This window comes from Psychrobacter sp. (assembly GCF_030454045.1).
Lineage (GTDB): Bacteria > Pseudomonadota > Gammaproteobacteria > Pseudomonadales > Moraxellaceae > Psychrobacter.
This window is the reverse complement of record NZ_JAKDJE010000012.1, coordinates 14,963-41,800: the sequence shown is the minus strand read 5'-3', so window position 1 is coordinate 41,800 and position 26,838 is coordinate 14,963. Positions and strand designations below refer to the sequence as shown.

22 protein-coding genes, 1 tRNA gene and 1 other RNA gene are annotated in these 26,838 nt (G+C 43.1%); 22 read left to right on the top strand and 2 right to left on the bottom strand.

The window, feature by feature from the left end:
- Positions 1 to 131 precede the first annotated feature (131 nt).
- A complete protein-coding gene (gene rarD / locus L0G63_RS04020) occupies positions 132 to 1,139 on the top strand; it encodes an EamA family transporter RarD (protein ID WP_301449470.1) in 1,008 nt (335 codons plus the stop codon).
- Between the two features lie 284 nt (positions 1,140 to 1,423).
- Here rarD and smpB read toward each other — a convergent pair whose 3' ends face one another.
- Positions 1,424 to 1,900, bottom strand: coding sequence for an SsrA-binding protein SmpB (smpB, locus tag L0G63_RS04015; RefSeq protein ID WP_093067726.1), 477 nt, complete (start codon positions 1,898 to 1,900; stop codon positions 1,424 to 1,426).
- A gap of 252 nt (positions 1,901 to 2,152) precedes the next feature.
- On the opposite strand from smpB, the gene coaD reads away from it, so the two are divergent.
- From coaD to pdxJ, 19 genes are all read left to right on the top strand, one after another.
- A complete protein-coding gene (gene coaD / locus L0G63_RS04010; RefSeq protein WP_301449469.1) occupies positions 2,153 to 2,671 on the top strand; it encodes a pantetheine-phosphate adenylyltransferase in 519 nt (172 codons plus the stop codon).
- A 95-nt stretch (positions 2,672 to 2,766) separates the two neighbouring features.
- Positions 2,767 to 3,015 carry a YfhL family 4Fe-4S dicluster ferredoxin gene (locus L0G63_RS04005; RefSeq protein ID WP_058024492.1) on the top strand — a complete coding sequence of 83 codons (249 nt, stop codon included), beginning with the start codon at positions 2,767 to 2,769 and terminating at the stop codon, positions 3,013 to 3,015.
- Positions 3,016 to 3,070: 55 nt separating this feature from the next.
- Entirely contained in the window at positions 3,071 to 4,396 is a 1,326-nt protein-coding gene (gene bioA / locus L0G63_RS04000) for an adenosylmethionine--8-amino-7-oxononanoate transaminase (protein ID WP_301449468.1), read from the top strand.
- A complete protein-coding gene (bioD, locus tag L0G63_RS03995) occupies positions 4,393 to 5,109 on the top strand; it encodes a dethiobiotin synthase (RefSeq protein WP_301449467.1) in 717 nt (238 codons plus the stop codon). Before bioA ends, bioD begins: the two co-directional genes overlap by 4 nt.
- A gap of 85 nt (positions 5,110 to 5,194) precedes the next feature.
- An RNA gene (gene rnpB / locus L0G63_RS03990) (RNase P RNA component class A) lies at positions 5,195 to 5,561 on the top strand.
- 122 nt (positions 5,562 to 5,683) lie between these two features.
- A tRNA-Met gene (locus L0G63_RS03985) sits at positions 5,684 to 5,760 on the top strand.
- Positions 5,761 to 5,974: 214 nt separating this feature from the next.
- Positions 5,975 to 6,787 (top strand): ABC transporter permease, encoded by an 813-nt coding sequence (locus L0G63_RS03980; protein ID WP_301449466.1) that lies wholly within the window; start codon positions 5,975 to 5,977, stop codon positions 6,785 to 6,787.
- Positions 6,788 to 6,833: 46 nt separating this feature from the next.
- On the top strand, positions 6,834 to 7,505 hold the full coding sequence (locus tag L0G63_RS03975; protein ID WP_301449465.1) for an ABC transporter ATP-binding protein: 672 nt from the start codon (positions 6,834 to 6,836) through the stop codon (positions 7,503 to 7,505).
- A complete protein-coding gene (locus tag L0G63_RS03970; RefSeq protein ID WP_301449464.1) occupies positions 7,474 to 8,589 on the top strand; it encodes a capsule biosynthesis protein in 1,116 nt (371 codons plus the stop codon). The genes L0G63_RS03975 and L0G63_RS03970 overlap by 32 nt, the downstream gene beginning before the upstream one ends.
- 55 nt (positions 8,590 to 8,644) lie before the next feature.
- Positions 8,645 to 10,417 carry a polysaccharide biosynthesis/export family protein gene (locus L0G63_RS03965; protein WP_301449463.1) on the top strand — a complete coding sequence of 591 codons (1,773 nt, stop codon included), beginning with the start codon at positions 8,645 to 8,647 and terminating at the stop codon, positions 10,415 to 10,417.
- Positions 10,418 to 10,491: 74 nt separating this feature from the next.
- A complete protein-coding gene (locus L0G63_RS03960) occupies positions 10,492 to 12,969 on the top strand; it encodes a capsular polysaccharide biosynthesis protein (RefSeq protein ID WP_301449462.1) in 2,478 nt (825 codons plus the stop codon).
- Positions 12,970 to 13,121: 152 nt separating this feature from the next.
- Positions 13,122 to 14,351, top strand: a complete 1,230-nt coding sequence (locus tag L0G63_RS03955) for a capsule biosynthesis protein (protein WP_301449461.1) — start codon at positions 13,122 to 13,124, stop codon at positions 14,349 to 14,351.
- 373 nt (positions 14,352 to 14,724) lie between these two features.
- A complete protein-coding gene (lepA, locus tag L0G63_RS03950) occupies positions 14,725 to 16,524 on the top strand; it encodes a translation elongation factor 4 (protein ID WP_301449460.1) in 1,800 nt (599 codons plus the stop codon).
- 102 nt (positions 16,525 to 16,626) lie between these two features.
- Complete coding sequence (gene lepB / locus L0G63_RS03945) at positions 16,627 to 17,529, top strand: signal peptidase I (protein ID WP_071002300.1); 903 nt, start codon at positions 16,627 to 16,629, stop codon at positions 17,527 to 17,529.
- A gap of 130 nt (positions 17,530 to 17,659) precedes the next feature.
- On the top strand, positions 17,660 to 18,052 hold the full coding sequence (locus tag L0G63_RS03940) for a DUF4845 domain-containing protein (protein ID WP_301449459.1): 393 nt from the start codon (positions 17,660 to 17,662) through the stop codon (positions 18,050 to 18,052).
- A gap of 100 nt (positions 18,053 to 18,152) precedes the next feature.
- Complete coding sequence (gene rnc, locus L0G63_RS03935; protein WP_301449458.1) at positions 18,153 to 18,950, top strand: ribonuclease III; 798 nt, start codon at positions 18,153 to 18,155, stop codon at positions 18,948 to 18,950.
- Between the two features lie 202 nt (positions 18,951 to 19,152).
- Entirely contained in the window at positions 19,153 to 20,259 is a 1,107-nt protein-coding gene (gene era / locus L0G63_RS03930; protein ID WP_301449457.1) for a GTPase Era, read from the top strand.
- Positions 20,260 to 20,322: 63 nt separating this feature from the next.
- Positions 20,323 to 21,099, top strand: a complete 777-nt coding sequence (locus tag L0G63_RS03925) for a DNA repair protein RecO (protein WP_301449456.1) — start codon at positions 20,323 to 20,325, stop codon at positions 21,097 to 21,099.
- Positions 21,100 to 21,214: 115 nt separating this feature from the next.
- Positions 21,215 to 22,000: a pyridoxine 5'-phosphate synthase gene (pdxJ, locus tag L0G63_RS03920; RefSeq protein ID WP_301449455.1), complete on the top strand. Its 786-nt coding sequence runs from the start codon at positions 21,215 to 21,217 to the stop codon at positions 21,998 to 22,000.
- 21 nt (positions 22,001 to 22,021) lie between these two features.
- Here pdxJ and L0G63_RS03915 read toward each other — a convergent pair whose 3' ends face one another.
- Positions 22,022 to 22,570, bottom strand: coding sequence for a GspH/FimT family pseudopilin (locus L0G63_RS03915; protein WP_301449454.1), 549 nt, complete (start codon positions 22,568 to 22,570; stop codon positions 22,022 to 22,024).
- 733 nt (positions 22,571 to 23,303) lie between these two features.
- On the opposite strand from L0G63_RS03915, the gene L0G63_RS03910 reads away from it, so the two are divergent.
- Positions 23,304 to 24,590 carry an OmpA family protein gene (locus tag L0G63_RS03910; protein WP_301449453.1) on the top strand — a complete coding sequence of 429 codons (1,287 nt, stop codon included), beginning with the start codon at positions 23,304 to 23,306 and terminating at the stop codon, positions 24,588 to 24,590.
- 347 nt (positions 24,591 to 24,937) lie between these two features.
- On the top strand, positions 24,938 to 26,788 hold the full coding sequence (gene typA / locus L0G63_RS03905) for a translational GTPase TypA (RefSeq protein WP_301449452.1): 1,851 nt from the start codon (positions 24,938 to 24,940) through the stop codon (positions 26,786 to 26,788).
- Positions 26,789 to 26,838: the final 50 nt, after the last annotated feature.

Genomic DNA, 26,838 nt, shown 5'->3' with positions numbered 1-26,838 from the left:
TCATTATAAATAATAAATAGATAATTTATATCATAAGATATCAGTAGGATAAGACTTATCAACCAATAGTTACGCGATTTACGCACGCTGAGCTTTACCTTTTACTCTTATCTCAATCTATGGTGCTTCACATGTCTATGCAAATGCTATCCAATACTGTCACTACGAGCCTCACACGCTGGCTGTTACCTAGTGTTTTAACAACTGGTAATACGCAGCAGCGCACGCTGATGCTGGGGGTGTCATTTGCCATCTTATCTAATATTTTGTTTGGTGTGCTCTATGCCTACAGCAGCTTTCTTTCGCCTTTGTCGGGTACGCAGGTTTTCATCTGGCGTATGCTGTCAATGTGGGCGGTGTTGGTTGGCTATTTATCGATAAGTGGACGGCTGGGTATGCACATCGATAAATTGCGTGCACTGCGCTCGGTCAAACAGTGGGCATGGCTGCTGCTACCTACACCGATATTTTTGAGTCAGCTTTGGCTATTTATGTGGGCCCCGGTCAATGGGCAGGGCGTCCAAACCGCCATGGGCTATTTTTTGTTTCCACTCATGATGGTGGTGTTTGGTTGTCTGCTGTTCGGTGAGAAGCTCAGTCGTTTACAGTGGTTGGCGGTGGCATTTGCAGCGGTCGGTGTCTTTAGTGAGATCATCCGTACCCAAAGTGTCTCTTGGGCGACATTGTGGGTGTGTGGTACCTATCCGATATACTATATCATGCGTAGGCTGCAAGGTATCGGTGCTATCACTGGTATGCTGGTCGATCTGAGCTTGTTTGCCCCATTTGCGCTTGGTTACTTGTACTTTTTTGCGCCTAGCAATTTGGCGATGGTAGCAGGGTCTGGATTTTTGCTGATGATGCTAGCAGGTCTAGGGATCTTGAGCATATTGGCAATGAAAACCAATATTGATGCCAGCCAAATGCTGCCCGTCAATGTCTATGGCATGATGAGCTATATAGAACCGGCGTTACTGTTTATCTTGGCGGTGACGGTGCTGGGCAATCCGTTTGAATCAGCGATGATATATAGTTATGGGTTGATCTGGTTGGGTATTGCTTGTTTGATTGCTCATGGAATAAAGCAGCTTCGCGCTCGTAAAAGTGTGCCATTGGCGGTCAAAGGGCAGGTCGCGTAAGCGGCTAGTATGGTAGTTAATGAGTATTGTCAGTCACGAGTGTTAACAGTTGATAAGTATAGTAGATTCAATTTAAAAATGTTATAGCGCTACTGGTATAAATTTTCCTTGCGTGCTGTATACACAGAGGCTGTGAAAAATTCATCCCAGTAGCGCTTTGGAACTTATGACATTTTTGTTTTGAACTGACTATATAAGCATTAATAAGGTACAAAAAAGGACGGCTCAATATTTACTGAGCCGTCCTTTTTTATAATGATTGTTCGATAATACTTGAATGAATATTAACCCAAGTGCTGTTTGAAACCACGCTGCTTATCACGTTCCCAATCGCGATCTTTTAACGTCTTACGTTTGTCATGCTGCTTTTTACCTAGTGCGAGGCCAATTTGGCATTTCACTAGCGAGTTTTTCCAGTAGCAAGACAGCGGTACGCAAGCGTAGCCTTTTTGATTGATTGCTCCAGACAGTTTTTCGATTTCACGGCGATTGAGAAGCAGTTTACGGGTACGAATACTGTCTGGACTAACGTGCGTAGAGCTCGATAGTAATGGCTGAATGTGCGCACCAAATAAGAAAGCTTCGTTATTGCGAAATATGACGTACGCTTCAGTGATGGTCATTTTTCCTGCACGAATGGCTTTGACTTCCCAGCCCTGTAGCGCCAATCCGGCTTCAAAAGTTTCTTCGATAAAATATTCATGACGCGCTTTTTTATTAGCGCAAATCTGATTATCAGGTTTTTTTGATTTTTTTGACATAATTTCTCCATAAGGATTGCCTAAAAACACAGGCGCCTTATTTGACCAGTCCTACTAATTCCTCATCTTAACCCATTCAATGGTATTGAATTTTATTTGGATTATAAGTCAGATGAGTCGAACCGCCTATTGTATCAAAGCCTCTGGTGAAAAGGTAAATCGGCTGTTAGGACAAATGTAGCAGATAAGTATTAAGTTTGAGCAAAATTTGCTAGCATATGGCCTAATATTACCGATTATATTAGCCATGCTATGAGCCATTCTATTTCTCCTAATTCCTCAAAGCTACACACCAAAATTCTATATCCTGGTACGTTTGATCCTATTACCAATGGTCATGTGGATTTGGTGACACGCGCAACCAAGCTCTTTAATGAGGTTGTGATTGCGGTTGCCTCGGGGCATCATAAAAAACCTCTATTTAATTTTGAAGAGCGAGTCGCTTTAGTCGAAACTGTATTTGCCGATTTGCCGCAAGTCTCGGTGATTGGCTTTGAAGGGTTGCTGGTTGATTTTATGCGCGAAAAACACGCCACCGCCGTGCTGCGCGGGCTGCGCGCGATGTCCGATTTTGAGTACGAGTTTCAACTGGCCAGTATGAACCGCGAGCTTGATGAAAACTTTGAAGCCGTATTTTTGACCCCCTCTCAGAACTATTCATTTATCTCATCGACCATGATTCGCGAAATTGCCAAACTCGGTGGCGATGTCAGTAAATTTGTCCCACCTTGTGTGTTGCAAGCTTTTGACAAAAAATTAAATAGTAACTAAAAGATGCTGCATCAAAAATACTCTGCTAGCACTTGCTAAAACAGTCAAGCGCAGCCAGATAGGGCTAATATGAGCAAAAATATAAGGAGCAGTTTATGGCGCTATTAATCACTGATGAATGTATCAACTGTGACGTGTGCGAGCCTGCCTGCCCAAATGAGGCCATCTCAGAAGGCGATGATATTTATGTCATTGATCCAGATCTATGCACAGAATGTGTCGGGCATTTTGACGAGCCGCAATGTGTGGTGATTTGTCCAGTCGACTGTATCCCTCATGATCCCAATCATGTCGAGACAGAAAATGATTTATTAGCCAAATACAAGCGTATTACGGGTCAATAAAATATTGATAAGCGATTGATGACGTTTGGGTTTACAACGTTTTAGGGACGATACGATGACCAAAAAAACCACGATCACCACAGCCATCCAAGCAACGAATGAGTTTGATCAACAGCACTTATGGCATCCATATGCCAGCCTACCACCCACCTATTCCAATATCGTTATCGATCGCGCTGAAGGTATTTATATCATTACTGAAGACGGCACGCGCCTGATTGATGGAATGTCGTCATGGTGGGCGAGCGTCCATGGCTACAATCACCCCAAGCTAAACGAAGCGCTAACCCAGCAGTTGAGCAAAATGGCGCATGTGATGTTTGGTGGCTTGACCCATCAGCCAGCGATCGATCTGGGCAAAAAGCTACTCGATATTATGCCTTCTGGTCTCGATGCGATTTTTTATGCGGACAGTGGCAGTATCGCCGTAGAAGTGGCACTAAAAATGGCGCTGCAATATCAAGTGGCTGTCAAACGCCCAAACAAGCAACAGTTTGCCTCAACCCATTCAGGCTATTACGGTGATACGTGGCACGCCATGAGTGTCTGTGATCCTATCAATGGGATGCACAGTCTGTATGGCAAGCAGCTACCGATGCAGCATTTTGTCTCAGCACCGCCACTTGGCTTTGATCGCGCATTGACGGCAGATGATCGTGAGTCGTTAGCTCAGTTTTTTGTAGAGTATGGTGAGCAGCTGGCAGGTTTTATCATTGAGCCAATTATTCAGGGCGCAGGTGGTATGCGTTTTTATAGCCCTGAATATTTGCGGCTATTACGCGCACTTTGTGATAAGTACAATGTACTCTTGATAGCGGATGAAATTGCTACTGGATTTGGGCGTAGTGGAAAGTTATTTGCCTGTGAGCATGCCAGCATTACCCCTGATATCATGACCATTGGCAAGGCGCTAACCGGCGGCTACATGACTTTTGCCGCAACGCTGTGTACTCGCAAGATCGCAGATACCATTCACAATAGCGACTATCCAGCCCTTGTGCATGGTCCGACCTTTATGGGTAATCCGCTCGCCTGTGCGGTCGCCTGTGCTTCGATTGATTTGATCCTGTCTTATGATATCGAAACGCGTACTGCCAATATGCAGCGTACGATGGAGCAAGCCCTGACGCCAGCTGCGCAGCTGGCAGGTGTTGCCGAGGTTCGTTGTTTGGGCGCGGTCGCTGTCATTGAATTGGATGAAGCGGTCGATATGCCTATTTTTCAGTCTTTATTGATTGATCATGGCATCTGGGTCAGACCCTTTGGTAAGTTGGTGTACATTATGCCGCCTTACATTATTACTGATGATGAGCTGACCACCTTATGCCAAGCGCTGCTAAAAGTAGTACGTAAATATTTAGAACATCGAGGTCAACCATGAGCGTGCTATTTGTATCCGGCATTGATACCGATATTGGCAAAACCTATGCCACGGGTCTGCTTGCCAAAGCGTTGATGCAGCAAAGCGTCAACGTTATCACGCAAAAGTTGGTACAAACGGGCATCAGTAAACAAGCAGATGGCGAGCTAGGCATTGCAGATGATATTTTAAGTCACCGTCAATTGATGGGAGTGCCATTACAACCATACGATCTGGACTTTACCACTTGTCCTTATCGCTATGAGAAGCCTGCGTCACCGCACTTATCTGCCGCATTAGCAAACCGTCCTCTTAACATCAATGTGATTACCGATGCCACTAACGCACTACAAGCCGATTATGAGATGGTGTTGCTTGAAGGGGCAGGCGGGCTACTGGTACCGATAAATGAGCAACTATTAACCTTGGATTATATCGCTGAGCGAGGCTATCCTATCGTCTTGGTCACCTCTGGCCGACTGGGCAGCATTAATCATACGTTACTCAGTTTAGAAGCCACAAAATCGCGCGGCTTAATGATCCATAGTGTGATTTACAATCATATCCATGATGATGCTGAACAAACGGATGCTGAGATTGCAAATAGTACCATTGATTTTTTGCAGGCGTATTTGGCGCGCTATTACCCCAAAGCGCACTGGCTGATTTTGGCCAAACAATCAAATGAACATTCAGATAATGCTGACATAGCCTTGCCAACAGCGTTTATCTAAGTGCTTAAAGTGTTTTTAAGGTCATTTTAAAAATATGCCGAAAAGACATTCCCATACAGGCGTGAGTTTTGCTATACTAGCGCGCTTGGTAGACTAGGCGATCGCCGCTGCACACTGGCAACAGATGAGCAGGGGAGGAAAGTCCGGGCTACATAGGGCAGCGTGCCAGCTAACGGCTGGGCAGAGTAATCTGACGACCAGTGCAGCAGAGAGTAGACCGCCTTTAGTATCTTAGGGTATTATCGGTAAGGGTGAAAGGGTGCGGTAAGAGCGCACCGCGTGGATGGCAACATCTCACGGCATGGTAAACTCCACGCGTAGCAAGACCAAATAGGCATCGGCATGGCGCGGCCCGCGTTCGATGCGGGTAGGTTGCTTGAGCGTATCAGCGATGATACGCCTAGAGGAATGATCGTCCACGACAGAACCCGGCTTATCGGTTTACCAAATCTTTTTTATCATTTGTCGTAGTAAGTAAGTGCAGTTAATTTGAATGACATTCATTTTTTTGCAAAAAATGCCCATTAGGGGTTGACGGCAGTCAGCAGCTTGGGCATAATGTGCAGCCTAAAACGGCGATGTAGCTCAGCTGGTTAGAGCGCACGACTCATAATCGTGAGGTCGAGAGTTCAAGTCTCTCCATCGCCACCATATATAGCAGTATTAAAAAAGCCAATCTTTCGAGATTGGCTTTTTTTTGCTTAAAATATATGTATAAGGCTAAGCGTTTTGTACTTCCATCTCTGATAACTTACAGATTTCTTACCAAATCATAGGTTTATCTGTTAATACACAGATTAATTCTTGTAACTTATGTCGCGCTTACTTATCATAGGGGCTGTTTTCGGTAAAGTCCTGTAACGCCATGTCTGTTCAATTACCTCCTTATCGTCCTATCAAGCATCGCAGTGGCTTAAAAGTCATGGGTGCAGCCTTTCATGCACTGCTGATGCGTGAGTTGCAGACCCGTTTCGGTGGTTATCGTTTGGGCTACCTGTGGGCGCCCCTTGAGGTTCTTTTCCAAGTCCTGATTTTTTTGGTGATCTTCGGGGCAATTAGAGAGCGTCTAGTACCAGGTATGGATTTCTCTTTGTTTCTAGTAGCTGGAATGGTGCCATTTCGCATGTTTCAAAAGATAGCGACAAGAGCGTTAGGGGCAGTGAATGCCAATAAAGGTTTATTGATGTACCGTTCGATTAAGCACATTGATGTGATTATTGCGCGTTCATTCTTAGAATTAGTCATCTATTTTTTTACATCTATAATTCTACTTTTAGGCTTGGCTTTTTTTGATATCTATGCCAATTTGGAAAACCTACATATCGTATTATTTTGCTGGATAACGCTATTTATATTTAGTTTCGGTATTGCTCTTATCATGATGGTGGTTGGATACTACGGCGGTGAGATCAGCAAAGTAATCACTATTCTGTTTACTATCTTGTACTTTACGTCTGGTATTATTTATCCAATCCATATTGTTCCTGAGCCTTATTTTAGTTACCTGCTATATAATCCTTTTATCCATAATATTGAACTAATAAGACATGCATTTGCGCCCAATTATCCAGCAAACCATATTGACATTTGGTACTTTCTAGAATGGATGTTTGTGGTTAATTTTTTAGGTCTTCTTCTCTACAAGTATGCTGAGCGTGACATGATCCGTTCTCGCTAAATTAATCATAATAATTATGAGTATCTATATTGAGTAAGGTAGATGAATGATTGAAGTTAAAAACATTTCTAAGTCATTTATGACGAAAAAAGGTCGGCATTATCTTTTTAAAGATCTCAATCTGACCATTGGTGATAAGCAAAGCGTTGGCTTGCTCGGGCGTAATGGCGCGGGTAAGTCAACCTTGCTGCGTATCATCTGCGGACTTGATGAGCCAGACCATGGCGAGATCATCACCGACTCTACCATCTCATGGCCAGTCGGTGTGGCAGGGGGCTTCCAAGGCAGTTTGACCGGTCGGCAAAACGTCCGCTTTGTGTGTCGGCTGTATTCTAGCGGGGCCTATATCGATGAAAAAATTCGTTTTGTCGAAGAGTTTGCTGATATCGGTAATTATTTTGACATGCCCGTTAAGAGTTACTCGTCAGGTATGAAAGCTCGTTTAACATTTGGGCTGAGCTTGGCCTTTGATTTTGATTATTATATGCTCGATGAAGCAGGTGCTGTTGGTGATGCAGCATTTCGCAAGCGTAGTGAAGAGATTCTAGCTGCCAGACGTGCACAGGCCGGATTTTTAATAGTGTCGCACAATATTGGTGATATCAAGAGAAACTGCGATATTGGTATTGTATTAATGGATCAGACAGCACACGTCTTTGAAGATACAACAGAAGCGATTGAGGTTTATGAAAAGCATATCCACAAAGCAAAAAAGTAAGATAATTAACCTCTCGTTATTTATCGGCTTAGTCATACTGCCTTGGGTGCTCGTGATATTTTATGTCATGACGCTGGCTCATCCGCGTTATATATCGACCGCTGATGTGGTGGTAAAGCAAGTCAGTGACTCAAGTGTGTCGTCTGGCGGTGGCATATCAGCTTTACTGGGCGTAAATAGTACCAGTAAAGAAGATGCAACCTATTTGACAGAGTACATTCTGTCAAATGATATGGTGAAGCGGCTAGATAATAAGTTTAAGTTTCGCGAAGCATACTATGTCGATGGCTCAGACCCTATTTATGAAATTGATCCTGATGCGACCCAAGAGGATTTGCTCGAGTATTTCAAAAAACGTGTTCATATCGATCTTGATGAGCAGAGTTATGTACTTTCGGTATCGACAGAAGGCTTTGATTCAAAATATGCTTACGAGCTCAACAAAGCTATCTTAGGTGAGTCTGAGCGTTTTGTGAACCGCATCTCACAAGAGGTGGCGCGTGATCAGTTAGCGTTTGCAGAAACACAGTTAGATGAATCAGAAGAGCGTCTGAACGACGCCAAAGAGCAGCTATTAAACTATCAAAATAAAAATGAGATTTATGACCCGCAGGCCAATGCACAGATTGTTAATCAACTGATTGGTAGTCTGCAAGCGCAATTAAGCTCTTTACGCACAGAGGAGCGTCAACTGCTTAGCTACCTAAATCCAGATGCGCCGCAAGTGGTTTCATTAAGAAGTCAGATAAAGGCCGTTGAGGAACAAATTGCTCAAGAGCAAACCAAACTTACCTCGCCTAATACGACCAAATTGAATCGACAGGCGGTACAGTTTGAGACCATCAAAGCGGATGTCGATTTTGCAACAGAGTTGTATAAATTGTCATTATCATCGCTTGAAAAATCAAGGTTGGAGGCTTTCAAGAAAATGAAAAACTTGATTGTGATCTCAACCCCTTATGAAGCTGAAGAAGCATCCTATCCGCGTCAAGCCTATCTGATATGGACATCATTGGCGTTACTTTTGATGCTCTATGGATTTATACGTTTGGTGATGGCGGTTATCCGTGATCATCGTAGCTAATATTGACAGACCAGATACCAATAATGATCGATGGATCAGTAAAGGAATATAACGCATGAATATGAAACTACGTTCTATCGTGATCATGACAAGTTTAGCGATGGCCACAACTAGCCTGTCAGCAACCGCTGCAAGCAGTTATGCTGACCAGATATCAGGGTCGAGTTTTGGCACAAGCAACAATAATATGTCTCAAGATCAAAATCGCAATAATATCAATGTGTCAACACAGGCATTTTCAGGTGGTGTTCCAGGGCAGGCCAACACTCAAGAGGCGGTCAATGCCGCAAGTTTACCAAGTCAGTCGGTAATCAATACCACGCGCCCTTACCAAGATATCAATACGCAAGACATGATGTTTGGTGAGCAACTGTTTCGCGGCGCATTCTCGACCACTTCTGGGTCCACTTTTAACGACAGCTACGTGATAAATCCTGGCGATAATGTTCAAGTAAGAATGTGGGGTGCCTACCAGTACGCGGCGACGATGACGGTTGATCCACAAGGCAATATTTTCTTGCCAAACGTGGGTCCAGTACGTATCTCTGGGGTACAAAATGGCAACCTACAAAATGTAGTAAAAAGCGCGGTCAATCGTATTTATCGCTCAAACGTCGGCGTCTATGCTTCTTTAGAGCAAGCACAACCAGTCAAAGTATTTGTCACAGGTTTTGTTAAACAGCCAGGTTATTATGGCGGTCTGGCAGCAGATTCGGTACTGTCTTATTTGGACCGAGCAGGCGGTGTTGATCCAGCACGCGGTAGTTATATTGATATTCAGATCAAACGAAACGGTCAGATGCTCCAACAAGTAAATCTATATGACTTTTTGCTAGCAGGTAAACTTCAAGCGTTTTCGTTCCGTGATGGTGATGTGATCACCGTCGCGCCGCAGAAAAAAACCTTTGCTGTGAGTGGTGAGGTACAAAACGAGTATACATTTGAGTTTGATGTGAATGATTTGACCATTGGTGATGTGCTACAAGTGTCCAATCCAGCCGCCAATGCTACCAATGTCAGTATTACTCGCAGTGCAGGACGTGCTCAAACGGCAGAATACTACTCGTTAAGCGAGGCTCAGAACGTACCTGTTTATAATGGCGATCAAATAGTGGTAACGTCCGATCGTTACGCCGGCACCATTGCTGTACAGGTAAAAGGGGCGCATACAGGTAATGGTGCGATGGTCGTGCCATACGGTGCTCGTCTAAAAGATATCGTGCCACAATTACAACCAAGCCCGCTCGCCAAATTGACGCATTTAACGATATACCGTCAATCTGTTGCTGAACAACAAAAACGCATGATCAATGAATCACTCGATCGTTTAGAAGAGCTTACACTAGCGACTCAGTCGACGACTCGTGAGGAGGCCGCCTTACGTCAAGATGATGCTGCATTGGTTAAGCAGTTTGTGGCTAAAGCCCGTAATGTCCAGCCTGATGGTCAGATTGTCGTTGTACCAAATTCGTGGCAGGATATTATCTTGCAACAAGGCGATATTATCGAGATACCCGCACAAACATCAGTCATTACCGTTAATGGTCAAGTACGAGCACAAGGCGCGCTTACCTTTAACCCAGATTATACTGTTGGGGATTATGTTGCCAACTCTGGTGGCTTCTCTGATAACGCTGATACCAAAGACATCCTCATTATTCATCAAAACGGTGCTAGTGAAGTCGTGAACACCGCTTATCGTATCCAACAAGGTGATGAGATTATGGTGTTACCGAAAGTCAAAACTAAGCGCGTGGAGATTGCTCGCGGTTTGTCGCAGATTGTTTATCAATTAGCAATCGCTGCTAAAGTCGTCTTAGATTTATAAGGGTTATCTAGTCGTTGTTTGTTGGACAGCGGCTTTATCAGTTGACGTAAAAGTAATGTGTAAGGGTATCAGAGATGGCAAAGGGTACAGCGAATAAAAACAAAGTAGCCGCTGTGGCCGACTCTGATCCTGCACCACCTTCGCCTCCAGCACAACATCAATTGCCAAAAAAACTGGCAGTGGTCGGCAAAGGGATGCTACGTAATAATCTATTGCTCTCACAGGTGTTGCAAGCAGATATTCAGCGTTGGTATCCATGGTCAAGCTTGCAACAAACCCTAATAGCCCGTAACATCGATTTGCAGCCCAGTGCATTCATCGGCTGGGGACGCAAGAAGAGTTTCCAAAGAGCCAATAAAGCCGCCACACGTCAAAACCTGAGTACGCTGAGTATCGAGGATGGCTTTTTGCGCTCCTTGGATTCAGGCATCAGTAGTCGCCATAGCTTAAGTGTGGTTGTTGACGATATGGGTATGTATTTTGATATGACCCATCGCTCACGCCTTGAACAATTGATTATAGCGCGCGCTGACCATAGTCTTGACCGTGAATTAAATGACAGACGCGCTCGGCAATTGATGGCACGTCTTTGTGATGAGAAGCTCAGTAAATATAATGCAGTAATCGATTGTCCAGTATTAGATGAGCTGGTCAATAAAGACAGCAGCGATACAAAAACAGCGCTGCCAAAATCACATGTGCTACTTATTGACCAAGTTACAGGCGATGCCTCTATTAAAGGGGCTGGTGCTAATAAGCGTCACTTTAAGCAGATGCTAAAAACGGCGTGTCGCCAGCATCCTCATGCAAATATTTGGATCAAAGCGCATCCTGCATCAAAATCAGGGTACTTGACCAATTTAAAACTGCCTAAAAATGTCAAGCTGTTGACGCAAACACTTAACCCAATCACCCTTTTATCGCAAGTAGATCATGTTTATACGGTCAGCTCTCATATGGGTTTTGAGGCGCTGATGCTAGGCAAAACGGTGCATTGCTTTGGAGTCAGTTGGTATAGTGGTTGGGGTTTGACTGATGATACTGGTGCCCCTAAGCGTCTATTAAAAACCGTGAAACAACGTCGATTAGCATCTGCAGCGGCGGTGGTTGATAAAGCGAGTACAGCAAATACCGCCCGTCTCAAGACAGTGTCAAAAAACATGCTCACCACGACACTCGAAACATTATTCTATAGTGCTTATATTGATTATAGTCACTATGTGGATCCAGCGACCAAACAAGCTTGTGATATCGAAACAGCGATTGATTGGCTGGTGACCAATCGATACTGGCAAACGCGCCTTGATGGCAATTTGACGATATATGAATTTAGTCGCTGGAAACTGCCATTTGTAAAAGCCTTTACCAATCTTCCGCGCACAACCTTGTTTATCAAGCCAAAACCACGTCTAAAAAACCTATTACATCCAGATCATTTCCGTGTCAATTATCATCAGCCTCTATTGGTATGGGGACTGGCAAAACGCCAACAGCTACATGAGAAGTTACAGAAAAAGGTCGTTGAGCAATCCGCACACACGCCAGCTATTTATTGCATGGAAGACGGCTTTATTCGCTCGAACGGTCTGGGCGCAACGCTATTGGCTCCATTGTCTGTTGTTATAGATCAGCAAGGCATCTACTACGATGCTACTTGTCCCTCAGATTTAGAGACGTTACTACGTGACTGTCAACCGCTGAGCCTGCAGCAACGAGCACGCGTACAACGGCTTCAAGAAAAGCTACTGACTCAGCGGGTGAGTAAATACAACGTGGGCGTCACTCTTGAGAGTCAACAAACCTCGTGGATGCATAAAGCAAAAAACTCTGGTAAATCTCGTATTCTTATCATCGGGCAAGTAGAAGATGATCTGTCCGTGCAGTACTGCGGCTCAACCATTAAAACCAACCGTCATTTGATCGAACGCGTGCGCCAAGACAATCCCGATGCTTATCTGATTTATAAGCCGCATCCCGATGTAGAGGCAGGGCTGCGAGCAGGTAAGGTAACAGAAGCCTGCTTAGCTCAGGTAGAGGCGGTTGCCTACGATACTGCGATGCCTGACTGTTTAGAGTGGGTCGATGAGGTACATACGATCAGCTCACTGACTGGTTTTGAAGCCTTGCTCCGCGGTTTAAAGGTGACTTGTTATGGTTTGCCATTTTATGCAGGTTGGGGATTGACTGAGGATATCGATGCAACGTCACTACCAAAAGCTCAATACTTAAAGCGGCGAAAACGAGCGATTGCCTTGACGCTTGAGCAATTAGTGTATGGTTCGCTTATAAGGTATCCCTTATACCGTTTGCCTGATGGCTATGGCCTTGCACAAGTAGAGCAGGTAATTGATTATTTGTACCCTCCCAAAATGGCGCTAACTGAGAGTGATAAAGACTCTTATGATAACTTTTCTCATAGTATGGATGGTTCAGTGCAAAAGTCAGCATCACGGATATCCAAAATACCCACACAGCTCAAACGACAAGCTATCACACGTTTTATGCAGCAGCGCCATCGATGGCAGCAGCAGTGGCGCAACATGTCTCGTTAACTGACTTTGAGCATCCTCTCATTCCATTGCGACAACTGGGTGCTTTTTCGGTATAATCATTTTTATACTATATAACGTGATGTATAGATAACCTATCGCTGTTTTATATATTCCCTCTCATTTAATGGTAGCCCCGTACTATGGTAGCTTCGATGTCTCACTTGCTCACTCATCGACACGTTTTGCTGCTACAGGGGAAAATGGGCGGATTTTTTAACCGCTTTGCCTCATTTTTGCAAACACAAGATATTAAAGTCAGTAAAATTAACTTTAATGCTGGTGATGCTTTTTTCTACCGTCATGATAATACTTATGAATATACCGATACTTTAGCGCAGTTCACTGCTTGGCTACAGGCGTTTATTAAAGAGCATGGTATTGATGCCATTGTGTGTTTTGGTGATTGCCGCCCGCATCATACACAAGCGGCATGTGTGAGTGAGCAAGTATGCATCTCATTTTTTGTATTTGAAGAAGGGTATTTGCGGCCTGATTACATCACTTTGCAAGAACACGGTATCAACGGTTATTCGCGCTTAAACATAGAAGACATTAAGGCTTTAAAAAAAGCCAATGATAAGCCGTTATATACCCACAATCGTTTTTATCGTCTGAGCATTGCCGCTATCGTCTACTATGTTATGACTTGGCTCTACAAAAGACGTTATCCGCACTATTCGCATTATCGCGGCATGACGGCGTGGCAAGAAGCGATAGCTTGGCTCAAAGCACCATGGCGTAAACTAAAGGGCTATATACCAGATAAGCAACTGCAAAATAAACTGACTAAAAAGAATGGCAATAATTACTTTTTGATCAGTTTGCAAGTACATAATGATTCACAGATCACGCATCATAGTGATTATCGTGATGTGGTGCAGTTCATTGATGAAGCTATTGCAAGCTTTGCCCATCATGCCGATACACAGCACCTGCTTGTATTCAAACATCACCCCTTAGATCGCGGTCATCGGGATTATCGTGAGCTAGTCGCGAGTTTGGCTGAGCGTTATCAAGTGGCACATCGTGTGTTTTATGGCTGTGATATGCATCTGCCCACCCTTATAAAATATAGCATCGGTATGGTCACTATCAACAGTACGACAGGCCTACAATCGGTCTATCATAAAAAACCGACCAAAGTAATGGGCCGCGCAATTTACGATACACCTAAACTCACAGACTCGCAGCCACTCAAAGACTTTTGGCAGCAGCCCAAGACTCCAGACAATGAGTTTTACCTCAGGTTTCGTGAATACTTGATAGAACAAACGCAGATAAATGGCGCCTTTTATGGCAGATCACCATGGATGTATAAATATCTACATCAAGGCCATGAAAACATGGAAGATAATTTGTCCAAAAATGGCTTGCCAAAATAGCTTGCCAAAGTCTTGTATTTGACTGGGTGCATGGTTTTATAAAGAGTCTATAGATCAATGCGCTTTGAGATCTCTCTATTTCCCGATTTTATCTCTGACAGAATTGTTTATAAATGCTTTGCTTCACTTGCAAATCATGCCGCTGCTACTAAAATCGCCTTACTTTGTGGTTGAAAACTGCTAGAATACTCTTTCATGCGTGCGCATAAGAGCTTAACAGGCTTGACTGTATATGCTTGTTGATGACATTAGTGACATCAGCTGGTTTTAATAGTCCATTTCTTAACGATGCAAAAGTATCTTATCGATTGCACCTAACCATATTCGTTCTTTATTTTTATTATTCTATCACCCTTAATTTAGTAGGCGCTTTGTGACTGCATTAGCCAATATTCGTAATTTTTCTATCATTGCCCACATTGATCATGGCAAGTCGACCCTTGCTGATCGTTTTATTCAAATGTGCGGCGCGCTGCAAGATCGTGAGATGCAGGCGCAAGTGCTTGACTCTATGGACATCGAGCGTGAGCGCGGTATCACCATTAAAGCGCAGTCGGTCACGCTATATTATGACCATCCTAATGGTGAGCGTTATCAGCTAAACTTTATCGATACGCCAGGTCACGTCGATTTTTCTTATGAAGTATCGCGCTCATTAGCCGCGTGTGAAGGCGCGCTATTGGTTGTTGATGCCGCTCAAGGCGTTGAGGCGCAGTCGGTTGCCAATTGCTATACGGCAGTGGACCAAGGTTTAGAGGTGATGGCAGTCCTTAATAAAATTGATTTGCCACAAGTCGAGCCTGAGCGTGTTATTCAAGAAATTGAAGATATTATCGGAATAGAAGCCATTGATGCCCCTCGTGTTTCAGCGAAATCTGGTCTTGGGGTGGATAACCTATTAGAAGCCTTGGTTGAATTCATTCCAGCGCCAACTGGTGATCGTGAAGCACCCCTACAAGCGCTCATTATTGACTCATGGTTTGACAGTTATCTGGGTGTGGTCTCACTGGTTCGCGTACGTGAAGGGACGGTAAAAAAAGGCGATAAGATTTATATCAAATCAACGGGCGATGCTCATCCAGTAAGCTCTATCGGGGTATTCACGCCCAAACCTGTCGATACGGGTATTTTAGAAGCTGGTGAAGTAGGCTTTGTTATCGCTGGTATCAAAGATATTGCAGGCGCACCAGTTGGCGATACGATTACGCATGCCAGTACGCCTGATGTTGATCGTATCCCAGGTTTTAAACAGATCACGCCACAAGTATATGCAGGCATGTTCCCAGTCGATTCGAGTGATTTTGAAAAATTCCGTGAAGCGCTGCAGAAATTGCAAATCAACGATGCGTCATTATTTTTTGAGCCTGATACTTCAGACGCGTTAGGCTTTGGCTTTCGTTGTGGCTTTTTGGGCATGCTGCATATGGAGATTATCCAAGAACGCCTAGAGCGCGAGTATGACTTGGATTTGATCACCACTGCGCCTTCAGTTATCTATGAGATTGAAAAGAAAGGCGGTGAAGTCATCTATGTTGATAATCCATCAAGACTGCCTGAGCCTAACAATATTGAAGAGTTCCGTGAGCCAATTGCCCGCTGTCAGATTTTAGTACCGCAAGATTACTTGGGTAACGTCATGACCCTATGTATTGAGCGCCGCGGTGTACAGGTCGATATGCGCTTCATGGGTAAGCAGGTTCAGGTTATCTTTGATATTCCGATGGGTGAGGTGGTCATGGACTTCTTTGATCGCCTAAAGTCAGTCTCGCGTGGCTTTGCGTCATTGGATTATAATTTTGATCGTTATCAAGTGGACAAATTGGTCAAAGTGGATGTACTAATCAACGGTGAAAAGGTGGATGCCTTGGCAATGATTGTACATCAAGACCAAGCACGTTTCCGCGGTAATCAATTGGTGAGCAAGATGAAAGAGCTGATTCCACGTCAGATGTTTGACGTGGCGATTCAAGCCGCAATTGGTAGTCAGATCATTGGTCGTAGTACGGTAAAAGCCATGCGTAAAGATGTCTTGGCCAAATGTTATGGCGGTGACGTATCGCGTAAGAAAAAGCTGTTGTCTAAGCAAAAAGCAGGTAAAAAACGTATGAAACAAGTGGGTAGTGTGGAGATTCCACAAGAAGCCTTCTTGGCTGTTTTACAAGTGGACAGTTAATACATCGCTTTATCTGAGAGAGTTCTGGTACATAACAGTTGAATGTCGTCAGTTTTTTGATCAAAGCAACTAGACAAACAGCACGTTAATAGGCAATTTGGTATGGATTTTGATTTCAATTTAATTTTAGTGCCGTTGACCATAGGCTTAGGAATTGTCTGGCTGCTAGATAAGCTGGCACTCAAGCAGCGCAAAACTCGCGGTCGAGGTCAAGAGAGCCTGTTAGTGCGATGGGCCTATGATTTTTTTCCTGTGTTGGCCGTCGTATTGATCGTACGCTCATTTTTGATTGAGCCTTTTAATATTCCATCTTCTTCCATGGTGCCAACGCTATATACGGGCGATTTCATTGCAGTCAATAAATATGCTTATGGCGTCCGCTTACCGCTGACTTACAACAAGGTGTTGGATACAGGATCACCTGAGCCTGGTGATGTGGTGGTATTTCGCTATCCTGAAAACCCAAGCATTTACTATATTAAACGCTTGATTGGCTTGCCAGGCGATACGGTGAGCTACAGTCAAGGCAAGCTTTCTATTAACGATGTACCCGTAAAAACAACGCCTATCGATTTTTCAGCCAATGCTGAATTGACATCACAGCTTTATCTGCCAGGACAGATGGGTCCAGGCGAGGTGCTGACAGAAGAAAGCGCGGCTGCGATGGGTCAGCAAGAAGAAGGCGCCGCGCAGTACTTCCAAGAAACGCAGGGTGAGAACCAGCACTTGGTTCGCTATCTAAAAGGGATGAACAGTGCCCAATATGCGCCTTTTTTACAGCAAGAGTCGCCAGAAGTGGTAAGCTCAGAGGGGACAGAGTGGCGCATTAAAGTACCAGAAGGTCATTATTTTGTGATGGGTGACAACCGTGATCGCAGTGCAGATGGCAGGTTCTGGGGATTTGTTCCTGATGAAAATTTAGCGGGTAAAGCGGTCTATATTTGGATGCATAAACCACCAGGATTAAACTTACCAACTTTCGAGCGTAATGGTACCATTGATTAATACCATGAGTACTCTATTGATTGAGTTATCGATAATAGTTTTATGCTAATATCGTTGCTATCAAATAAACGGCTGTCTACTATACAGATAGCTGTCAAAAATAGTCATCTATCTGTAGAGGGGTATCATAATGCAGCAATTATCTGGTCTTGCCACGCAGCGCGGCGCTAGTGTGACAAATGTCGTTCTCATTATTATGATGTTAGGCATTGCTGTCAAGCTGATGGTTGCCATCGTTCCTGCTCAAATAGGTGACTATCAGCTCACGAAACTTTTGAGTACAGAGCTCAAAGTTGCCAATGACAATAACGAAACTGCCAAGCAATTTGTTGAGCGCGTTAATAAACAGCTATCTATAAATGCTGACTATGATACTAATGCAGAAGATGTTATTACGTTCACCAACAAAAAAACAGGCCAATTGGCCATTCATAAAGAATATGCCGTCACCAATAATTTTTTTGGCAATGTCGATATCGTCAATCGTTTCGAAGGAAACATTGATATGGCGACCGCAGAATAAATTGTCGTGATAGGGGATGGTACACTACTGTTCCTTTAAAATTCTATATATCTTTATCAAACTAACTCTGTAAAACAGAAGGGATAACCACAAGCCACGCATGAAACCAACTTCGCAACATTCCCAAGCGGTCCTTACTTCCAAAAAAAATAGCACGCCTGTTGATACGCCTGTAGTTAGCTCAGAGTTCACGCAGCGGTTAGCGGTATTGACCCGTAAGCTGGGCTATGTTTTTAATAACGTGGGCCTGCCAAAACTTGCCTTGACGCACCGCTCATTTGATAGCAAAAAAAACTATGAGCGCCTAGAGTTTTTGGGTGATGCACTCTTAGGAATGATTGTAGGCGAGGCTTTATACCATCGTTACCCTAATCAAAATGAAGGTCGTTTGACTCGTATGCGTGCAACTTTGGTGCGCCAAGAATCGTTGGTCATCATTGCTCAAAACTTGGAGCTGTCCAACCATCTCATATTGGGCGTGGGTGAACGTAAAGGTGGTGGTCGCAATCGAGCTTCTATATTGGCAGATGCAGTAGAGTCTTTGATTGGTGCTATTTATTTAGATAGCCAAGATATGGAGATTACTCGTCATTGCGTATTGTCTTGGTATGGTGACTTGATTGACAACGTCAATGATCAAAAAGCACTAAAAGATGCGAAGAGTCGTTTGCAGGAATGGTTGCAATCTAAGCAGTTTGATTTGCCAAACTATGAGCTTATGGAAACACGTGGTAATGCTCCCCATCAAATATTTGTGGTGCGCTGCCATGTCAATATCCAAAACTGCCCTGATATCACCGAGTCTGGCGAAAGCCGCCGTATTGCTGAGCAAAAAGCCGCCGAGCTTATGATCAATCAGTTGCATAAACTCACAGGGTCAGTTAAAAAACGCTCTTAATCAATATCTGTAAATAATTACGAGCCTCTTTTTATATTTGTAATATCATTTTTGAATAATGATTTTTTAGAGCATTGGTACAACTGACCTCACAAATTATAGATTTTAGAACGCCAAATATTACCAACCCATATCTAATATAACGATATGAACAAGCTGCCAAATAACGCTTGGTTGGACATAACCCCTATAGGATTAACTTATGAGCAATCACACTGATTTGCCATCAAATAACGAAGACAGTATTCAAAATATGACAGAAAACACCGCGAATGATTTAAGCCAATCTAATATCGAAGCGACTGCGAACGATAGCGTAGAAGATATCACACTAGAAAACGATCTGGCGATTGAAGAGTTTTTTGCACCAAGTGGTAGTGCCCAGTTGGCTGATGATTTTAGATCAGGCTATGTGGCCATCGTTGGACGCCCAAACGTCGGTAAGTCAACGTTGATGAACCATTTATTGGGTCAAAAATTATCAATTACCTCACGTAAACCGCAGACGACTCGCCACCGTATTCATGGTATTTTGTCAAACCATGAAATGCAAGCTGTGTTTGTCGATACGCCAGGTATCCATCGCAATGAAGTACGTGCGATTAATGAGCGTATGAACAAAGCGGCAGTATCCGCTTTAGTTGATGTTGATTTGGTTTTATTTGTTGTTGACTCAGATCAGTGGCGTGATGATGATCTATTGACGCTGCAAAAGCTTGGTGAGACCGATTTAACGATCGTACTGGTCATTAATAAATCAGATACTTTAAAAGATAAAGGCAGCGTATTGCCGCTTATTGAAACCTTTAATGAAAGTTTTGACTTTGCTGATATCGTTCCAGTATCGGCGCTTAAAAACCAAAACTTAGATCGTTTACAAGAAGTCATTGCCTCTCATCTGCCTATTGCCGCACCTATTTACGATACAGAACAAATCACGGATCGCTCAGAGCGATTTTTAGCGAGTGAAATCATTCGCGAAAAAATCATGCGTAGTGCAGGTGATGAGGTGCCATATGATTTAACGGTACAGATCGACGCGTTTAAAGACGAGCCTGCACACACTGATCCAAAAACAGGACGCCCCCGCAAAGCCTGTACTTTTATTGATGCAACAATATTTGTAGAGCGTGGTGGTCAAAAAGCCATTGTCATTGGTGATAAAGGTCAGCGTATTAAGCAAGTCGGTATGGATGCTCGTAAAGACATGGAGCAGCTATTTGGCAAAAAAATCATGTTGACATTATGGGTCAAAGTAAAACGCGGTTGGTCTGATGATGAGCGTGCGCTGACCAGTTTGGGGTATTAGTGGTATTCAAAGAGTAGTATGACAAGGAGCATGTCCATCTACTCAATGCTGAGGTAATAAACAATGCGTAACGAAGCGTTAGTCGGCTATCTATTACATCAGCGTCCTTATCAAGAAAGGCGTGCTTTATATTATCTTTTTTCTCAGCAGCATGGCGTGGTTCATGGTGTTGGGAAGAAAGGCGCGCCACTTTTTATGCCTTTACAGCTTTTTGCAACTGGCAAGCGTGACCTAAAAACGTTCAGCCAAATTCAAATAACCTCGCAAACGGCTAATCAAGTGGGCGTCTTATCAGAAGACAATTTATCTGCTACCTTGAAATCAGTGCCCTACGAAAGTATTAGTGGTCAACATCAATATGCTGCTTTGTATCTTAATGAGATATTATGGCGATTATTGCCTACCGAAGACCCAATGCCGGTACTGTGGCAGCATTATCAAGATAGCCTACAGCAGCTCAAGCGCCTGCTAAGTAGTAATGAGCTTCGTTTATGCTTGCGCCAATTTGAGCAGCACTTGTTCAATGAACTCGGTTTTAACTTAACGCTGACGCATGATAATCTTGAAAATACCATTGAACCTGACCATGTTTATCGCTTTTTACCAGATGTAGGATTACTGCCCACTATAAAAAGTGCGGCAGAATCTGAGCCGTTAGACGATACTATTGGACAGACTGCTTTTAAGGGCATTGATCTCATCGAAATGGCATATCTTGGTATCACTGATGCGACATTAAATAATTGGTCAAAACTGCATCGCCACTTGATTGATCATCTGCTTGACTATCAACCGCTACAAAGTCGGCTACTATGGCAGCAGCAGCAGCGTTACCAGTAAACGTATCCGTGTGTTCATGCTATGTAATCAAGATCAAGATTCGCATTGTATTAAAGCAGATTTTTATTCATATCATTTATCAAGTAGCCGAGCCTCTTAATAAAAAGGAAGTTTTATGACGACATCTTTATCACCTGCCGCTGACGATACTGTCAAAAAGCCATTATTGGGTGTCAACATTGATCATGTCGCAACGCTGCGCCAAGCGCGCGGGGTCAATTATCCAAGCCCTTTGGCTGCCGCCTTATTATGTGAGCAATCAGGCGCAGATGGCATCACTATACACTTACGTGAAGATCGTCGTCATATTCAAGACTCAGATGTTTATGAGATGGCAGGGCAGTTGGCAACTAGAATGAATTTAGAGATGGCAGCAACTGACGAGATGCTAGCGATTGCCTGCGAAGTGCAACCTTTTTGGGTATGTTTGGTGCCTGAAAAACGCGAAGAGCTAACCACTGAAGGTGGTCTGGATGTGGCAGGTCAGATAAGCTGGCTAAAAGAATATACACGTAAGCTGCAGGCTTTCGATATTAAGGTTTCTTTATTCATTGATCCAAATGAGCAGCAAATTAAAGCTGCTATCGCTTGCGGCGCAGACGCAATAGAGTTGCATACAGGCGCTTACGCCGAAGCAGGTCTAGCAGGTGATAGAGCGAAAGAAACCGCTGAGTTAGATAGAATAAAGCACGCAGTGACGACCGCACAGGGTTTGAATAATCACTTACTCATCAATGCAGGCCATGGTCTAACTCGTGATAATGTCAGCGCTATTGCTCAGATCGCTGGTATTTATGAGTTAAATATAGGACATGCTTTGATTGCAGATGCTGTTTTTGTTGGTTTAGAGCAGGCAGTCGTCATGATGAAACAGGCAATGCATAAAGAGACTCAAAGATAAATGATGAGTAGATTGTCTTAATCAACAATCAGTCGGGTGGTCTGAATTACGTTTATGCTTAATGATACCTGTTTGATTAAATGAGATTTGATACATCGATTGGTTATAAGTGGAGGTAGGGCAATACTTTATATGACCAAAATGCCCTCGAGGTTTACCACTGTCACCCCAAAACTTAATATAATGCCGTCTGCTACCTACCCTCAGCTTTAACGTACTGTATTTTAAGTTCAGATTTTCTTGAGTGAGTAAGGTGTCTGTTTGAGCATCAAAACGTTTATTGTCATTTTTATCTATAAAAGCTAAAAGCGCTTTGTCAGCATTTCTATGACAGCGTCGTCCATCGTTGGATAAGCACACCAATACATTCTGTCTACTGATATAGCTTTCAGCTTTTGCCAAAGCGAGCGTGGTTTCTAATTGGCTTTTAACGCGCTCAGCCTCCATACGTGCCAACTGCGTCAATATACTAGGGGTTGCAATCATAATGACAATCGCTAAGATTGCAACGGTGACCATTAGCTCAACAAGCGTAAAACCGCTACTGCCTTTCGCACTTAGGAGATGCACTTTTATCGCAAACTCCTTATTACCTCTCGCTGATCGCCGCATTATAATGAATGATTCGTATAAAGGGCTCGTCACAAGACAGTTGATTGTACGGAGTATAGGTAAAAATAATTTTCCACAAATCAATGAGGTTTTACAAGGTAACTTCATACACTGCTATATCCTATAGCGTTCAAACGTCCCAGTAAAACAATCTTACTTATTTTGCAGTAGGTACTTTGTCTGGCAATTAACAAACAATGATTCCGGGAGCCTGACCCTTGAAATTCATTACTTACAAACCAGTACCTACCAATTATTAATTCATTATATGGAACAATGTTGACTATTACAATATATACAGAATATATGTTTACTGTCAAAAAATGTTTCAATTAGTGAATAATTCATATTAGCAATAGAGAAAAATAATTAATTGTAATAAAATATGTGCAAGTGATAGGCATTGTTTGTTCCACCGTCTATCGTGAACTGACATACAAAAGATAAAAAGCGTAAGGTGTGTTAGTTCTAAGTAACTTAGAATGTTTATTGTGTTTTAGTTACAACATTATCGTGTAATAATGTGTAGCTCGTTCACGAAAAAAGTTGTAAACTGAATTGATAATCGCTAAGCTACGTCTTAATTGGTTTTGCTTTGTAACTTAAAATGTGTAAAAGATGTCTAAAGTAGAGCGTCTTGAGAATCGGTTTTGCTTAATGCATCACTAAAATTATCCTTTGGAGGAAGTCCATGAAATTGAACAAAATAGCTCTAGCCCTTGTTGCTGTAGCAGCTGCACCGATGGCAGCTAATGCTGGTGTTACTATCAGCCCAGTATTACTTGGTTATCACATGACTGAAGAGTTCGGTGATACATCTGATAAGCAACGTGAAGTTTTACGTACTGGTAAGAATTTACAGACCAATACAGATCGCGCTGGAAATGATAATGGTGGTGTAGCTAAAGAAAGTAGCCTATACACTGGCGCGGCTCTAGGTATCGAGCTTACTCCTTCTACTCAGTTCCAAGTAGAATACGGCGTATCTGATGCAAATGGCGAAGCTTCTGAAGACTCTGCTGAATCTGGTGCTAACCGTTTCGATATCGAACAAGAAATGATCTCTGGTAACTTCTTGATCGGTACTGAAGAATTCACTGGTTACACTGACAATGCACTTAAGCCATATGTACTAATTGGTGCTGGTCAATCTAAAATTGAAGTAGAGAACCAAGTAGAGAACCAAGAAGAGTACCAAGATAGCAATGGTAATACAGTTGCTGCTGGTACTGAAGTATCAAACTCTAAAGATACCATTGGTAACCTAGGTCTAGGTGCTATGTATCGCATCAACGACGCATTAAGCCTACGTGGTGAAGCTCGTGCGATCCATAACTTTGACAACAACTGGTGGGAAGGCATGGCATTGGCCGGTCTAGAAGTTGTACTTGGTGGCCACTTAGCGCCTACAGTAGCAGTACCGCCAATGGAAGAGCCAATGGTTGACAACACTCCAGTAGTTGTTGTTGAAGCTGACCTTGATTCTGACGGTGATGGTGTACCTGATAGCATGGATGCATGCCCAGACACTCCAATGAACGTAGTGGTTGATGAGCGCGGTTGCCCAGTAAATGTAGATATTGAAGATACATTAAAGATGGAACTACGTGTATTCTTTGATAACGATAAATCAGCTATCAAAAACCAATACAAACCAGAAATCGCTAAAGTAGCAGAGAAGATGCGTGAGTATCCTAACTCTACAGCACGCGTAGAAGGTCATGCTTCTAAAACTGGCCCATCAGCACGTTATAACCAACGTCTATCTGAAGCTCGTGCCGTTGCTGTTAAATCTATGCTAACTAACGAATTCGGTATCGCTCCAAACCGTCTATCAACTGTTGGTTATGGCTACGATGTACCAATCGCACCAAACGATACTGAAGAAGGTCGTGCTATGAACCGTCGTGTTTATGCCATCATCACTGGTGACAAAACTATGACTGTTGAACAAACCAAAGACATGGTTGTTCAGTAAGTAGTAAATAGTCAGCCGTTTAGTTAATACACGGTTACAAAAAAAGCCACCCTATGGGTGGCTTTTTTTTATTTATGTATTGAGAAAAGTAAGTTATTTCATAAATTTATGAATCAATAATGTTATACTAGCCACCCAAACATTCTGTAGATTAACAGAATGTACATTAGCATAGCTATCTGTACGATGAATTTATCGGCATAGATATTTGATTATATTGAATTTTTATAAACGATTGCATTTATCATATGTTGTCCAAGATTCAGTATTTATCTAATTGATGATAAGAGTTTATCCAGCGGCGCTTATTGCTACTGCATTTTTTTAAGACGACACGAGCATTTTATATGGCGAACGATATCAAACACCTGCGTAACATTGCGATTATTGCCCACGTTGACCACGGTAAAACAACTTTGGTTGATAAATTATTGCATCAATCTGGTACTTTTGGCGACCGTGCAAACATTGCGGAACGTGCAATGGATTCAGGTGATATTGAGCAAGAACGTGGTATTACTATTTTGGCTAAGAATACAGCCATTCGATGGACAGATCAGACTTCAGAAACGGAATACCGCATTAATATCGTCGACACCCCAGGTCACGCCGATTTCGGTGGTGAAGTTGAGCGTGTTATGTCAATGGTTGACTGCGTGCTTTTGGTGGTTGATGCTGTTGATGGCCCGATGCCTCAAACTCGTTTTGTAACGCAAAAAGCATTTGAACAAGGATTGAAGCCAATCGTTGTTATCAATAAAATCGACCGTCCTGGTTCACGCCCTGATTGGGTTATGGATCAAATTTTTGATCTATTCGACAATCTTGGTGCAACCGATGAGCAGCTTGATTTCCCAGTTGTTTATGCATCAGCATTGAATGGTATTGCAGGTCTAGAAGCAGACGATTTAGCTGACGATATGACCCCGCTATTTAAAACTATTGTTGATGTTGTACAAGCACCACAGGTTGATGCAGACGCACCATTCCGTATGCAAATCTCAAGCCTTGATTACAATAGTTTCGTTGGTGTTATCGGTATTGGCCGTATCCAGCGCGGTAAGGTTAAGACCAATACACCAGTTACTGTCATTGATAAGCATGGTAAGACACGTAATGGTCGTATCCTAAAAATCATGGGCTACCATGGCCTTGATCGTATTGATGTTGAAGATGCACAAGCTGGTGATATCGTTTGTATCACGGGTATCGATGCACTTAATATCTCAGATACGATTTGTGATCCTAATCATGTTGAAGCATTACCAGCATTAACAGTCGATCAACCGACCGTATCAATGAACTTCCAAGTAAACAACTCACCATTTGCTGGTCGTGATGGTAAGTTTGTGACGTCACGTAATATTCGTGAGCGTCTTGAGCGTGAGTTGATTCACAACGTGGCATTGCGTGTAGAAGACACTGAGTCTCCTGATAAATTTAAAGTATCAGGTCGTGGTGAGCTTCATTTGTCTGTACTTATCGAGAACATGCGCCGTGAAGGCTTTGAGATGGGTGTTTCAGGCCCAGAGGTTATCGTAAAAGAAGTTGATGGTGAGCTACAAGAGCCGTATGAAAACGTTGTCTTCGATATCGAAGAAGAGCATCAGGGTTCTATTATGGAGCAGGTTGGTCTACGCAAAGGCGAGATGACCAATATGGAGCTTGATGGTAAAGGTCGTATGCGTATTGAAGCGACAGTACCAGCTCGTGGTTTGATCGGTTTCCGTTCTGAGTTTTTAACACTGACCTCAGGTAGTGGTATCATGACGTCAAGCTTCTCACATTATGGTCCACAAAAGATCGGTGATGTGGGTGGTCGTTCGAACGGCGTATTGGTTTCTATGGCAAACGGTACTTGCCTAGGATTTGCACTGTTTAACCTACAAAAACGTGGTAAGTTATTTGCTGAGCCACAGCTTGAAGTTTATGAAGGTATGATTATTGGTCTTAACTCTCGTAACGATGATATGACAGTGAACCCAACAACCGGTAAGCAGCTAACCAACGTACGTGCTAGTGGTACTGATGAAGCGTTGACGTTGACGCCAGCAGTTAAGTTCACGCTTGAGCAAGCGCTTGAATTTATTCAAGATGATGAGCTGGTTGAAGTAACACCAAAAGCAGTACGTATCCGTAAACGCTATCTGACTGAAAGTGAGCGTAAGCGTCACGGCCGTAGTAAGAAAAATGCATAATATCGGCAGTATAAACTACTCAATCTTTTAGAGCGTTGATTTTCAACACC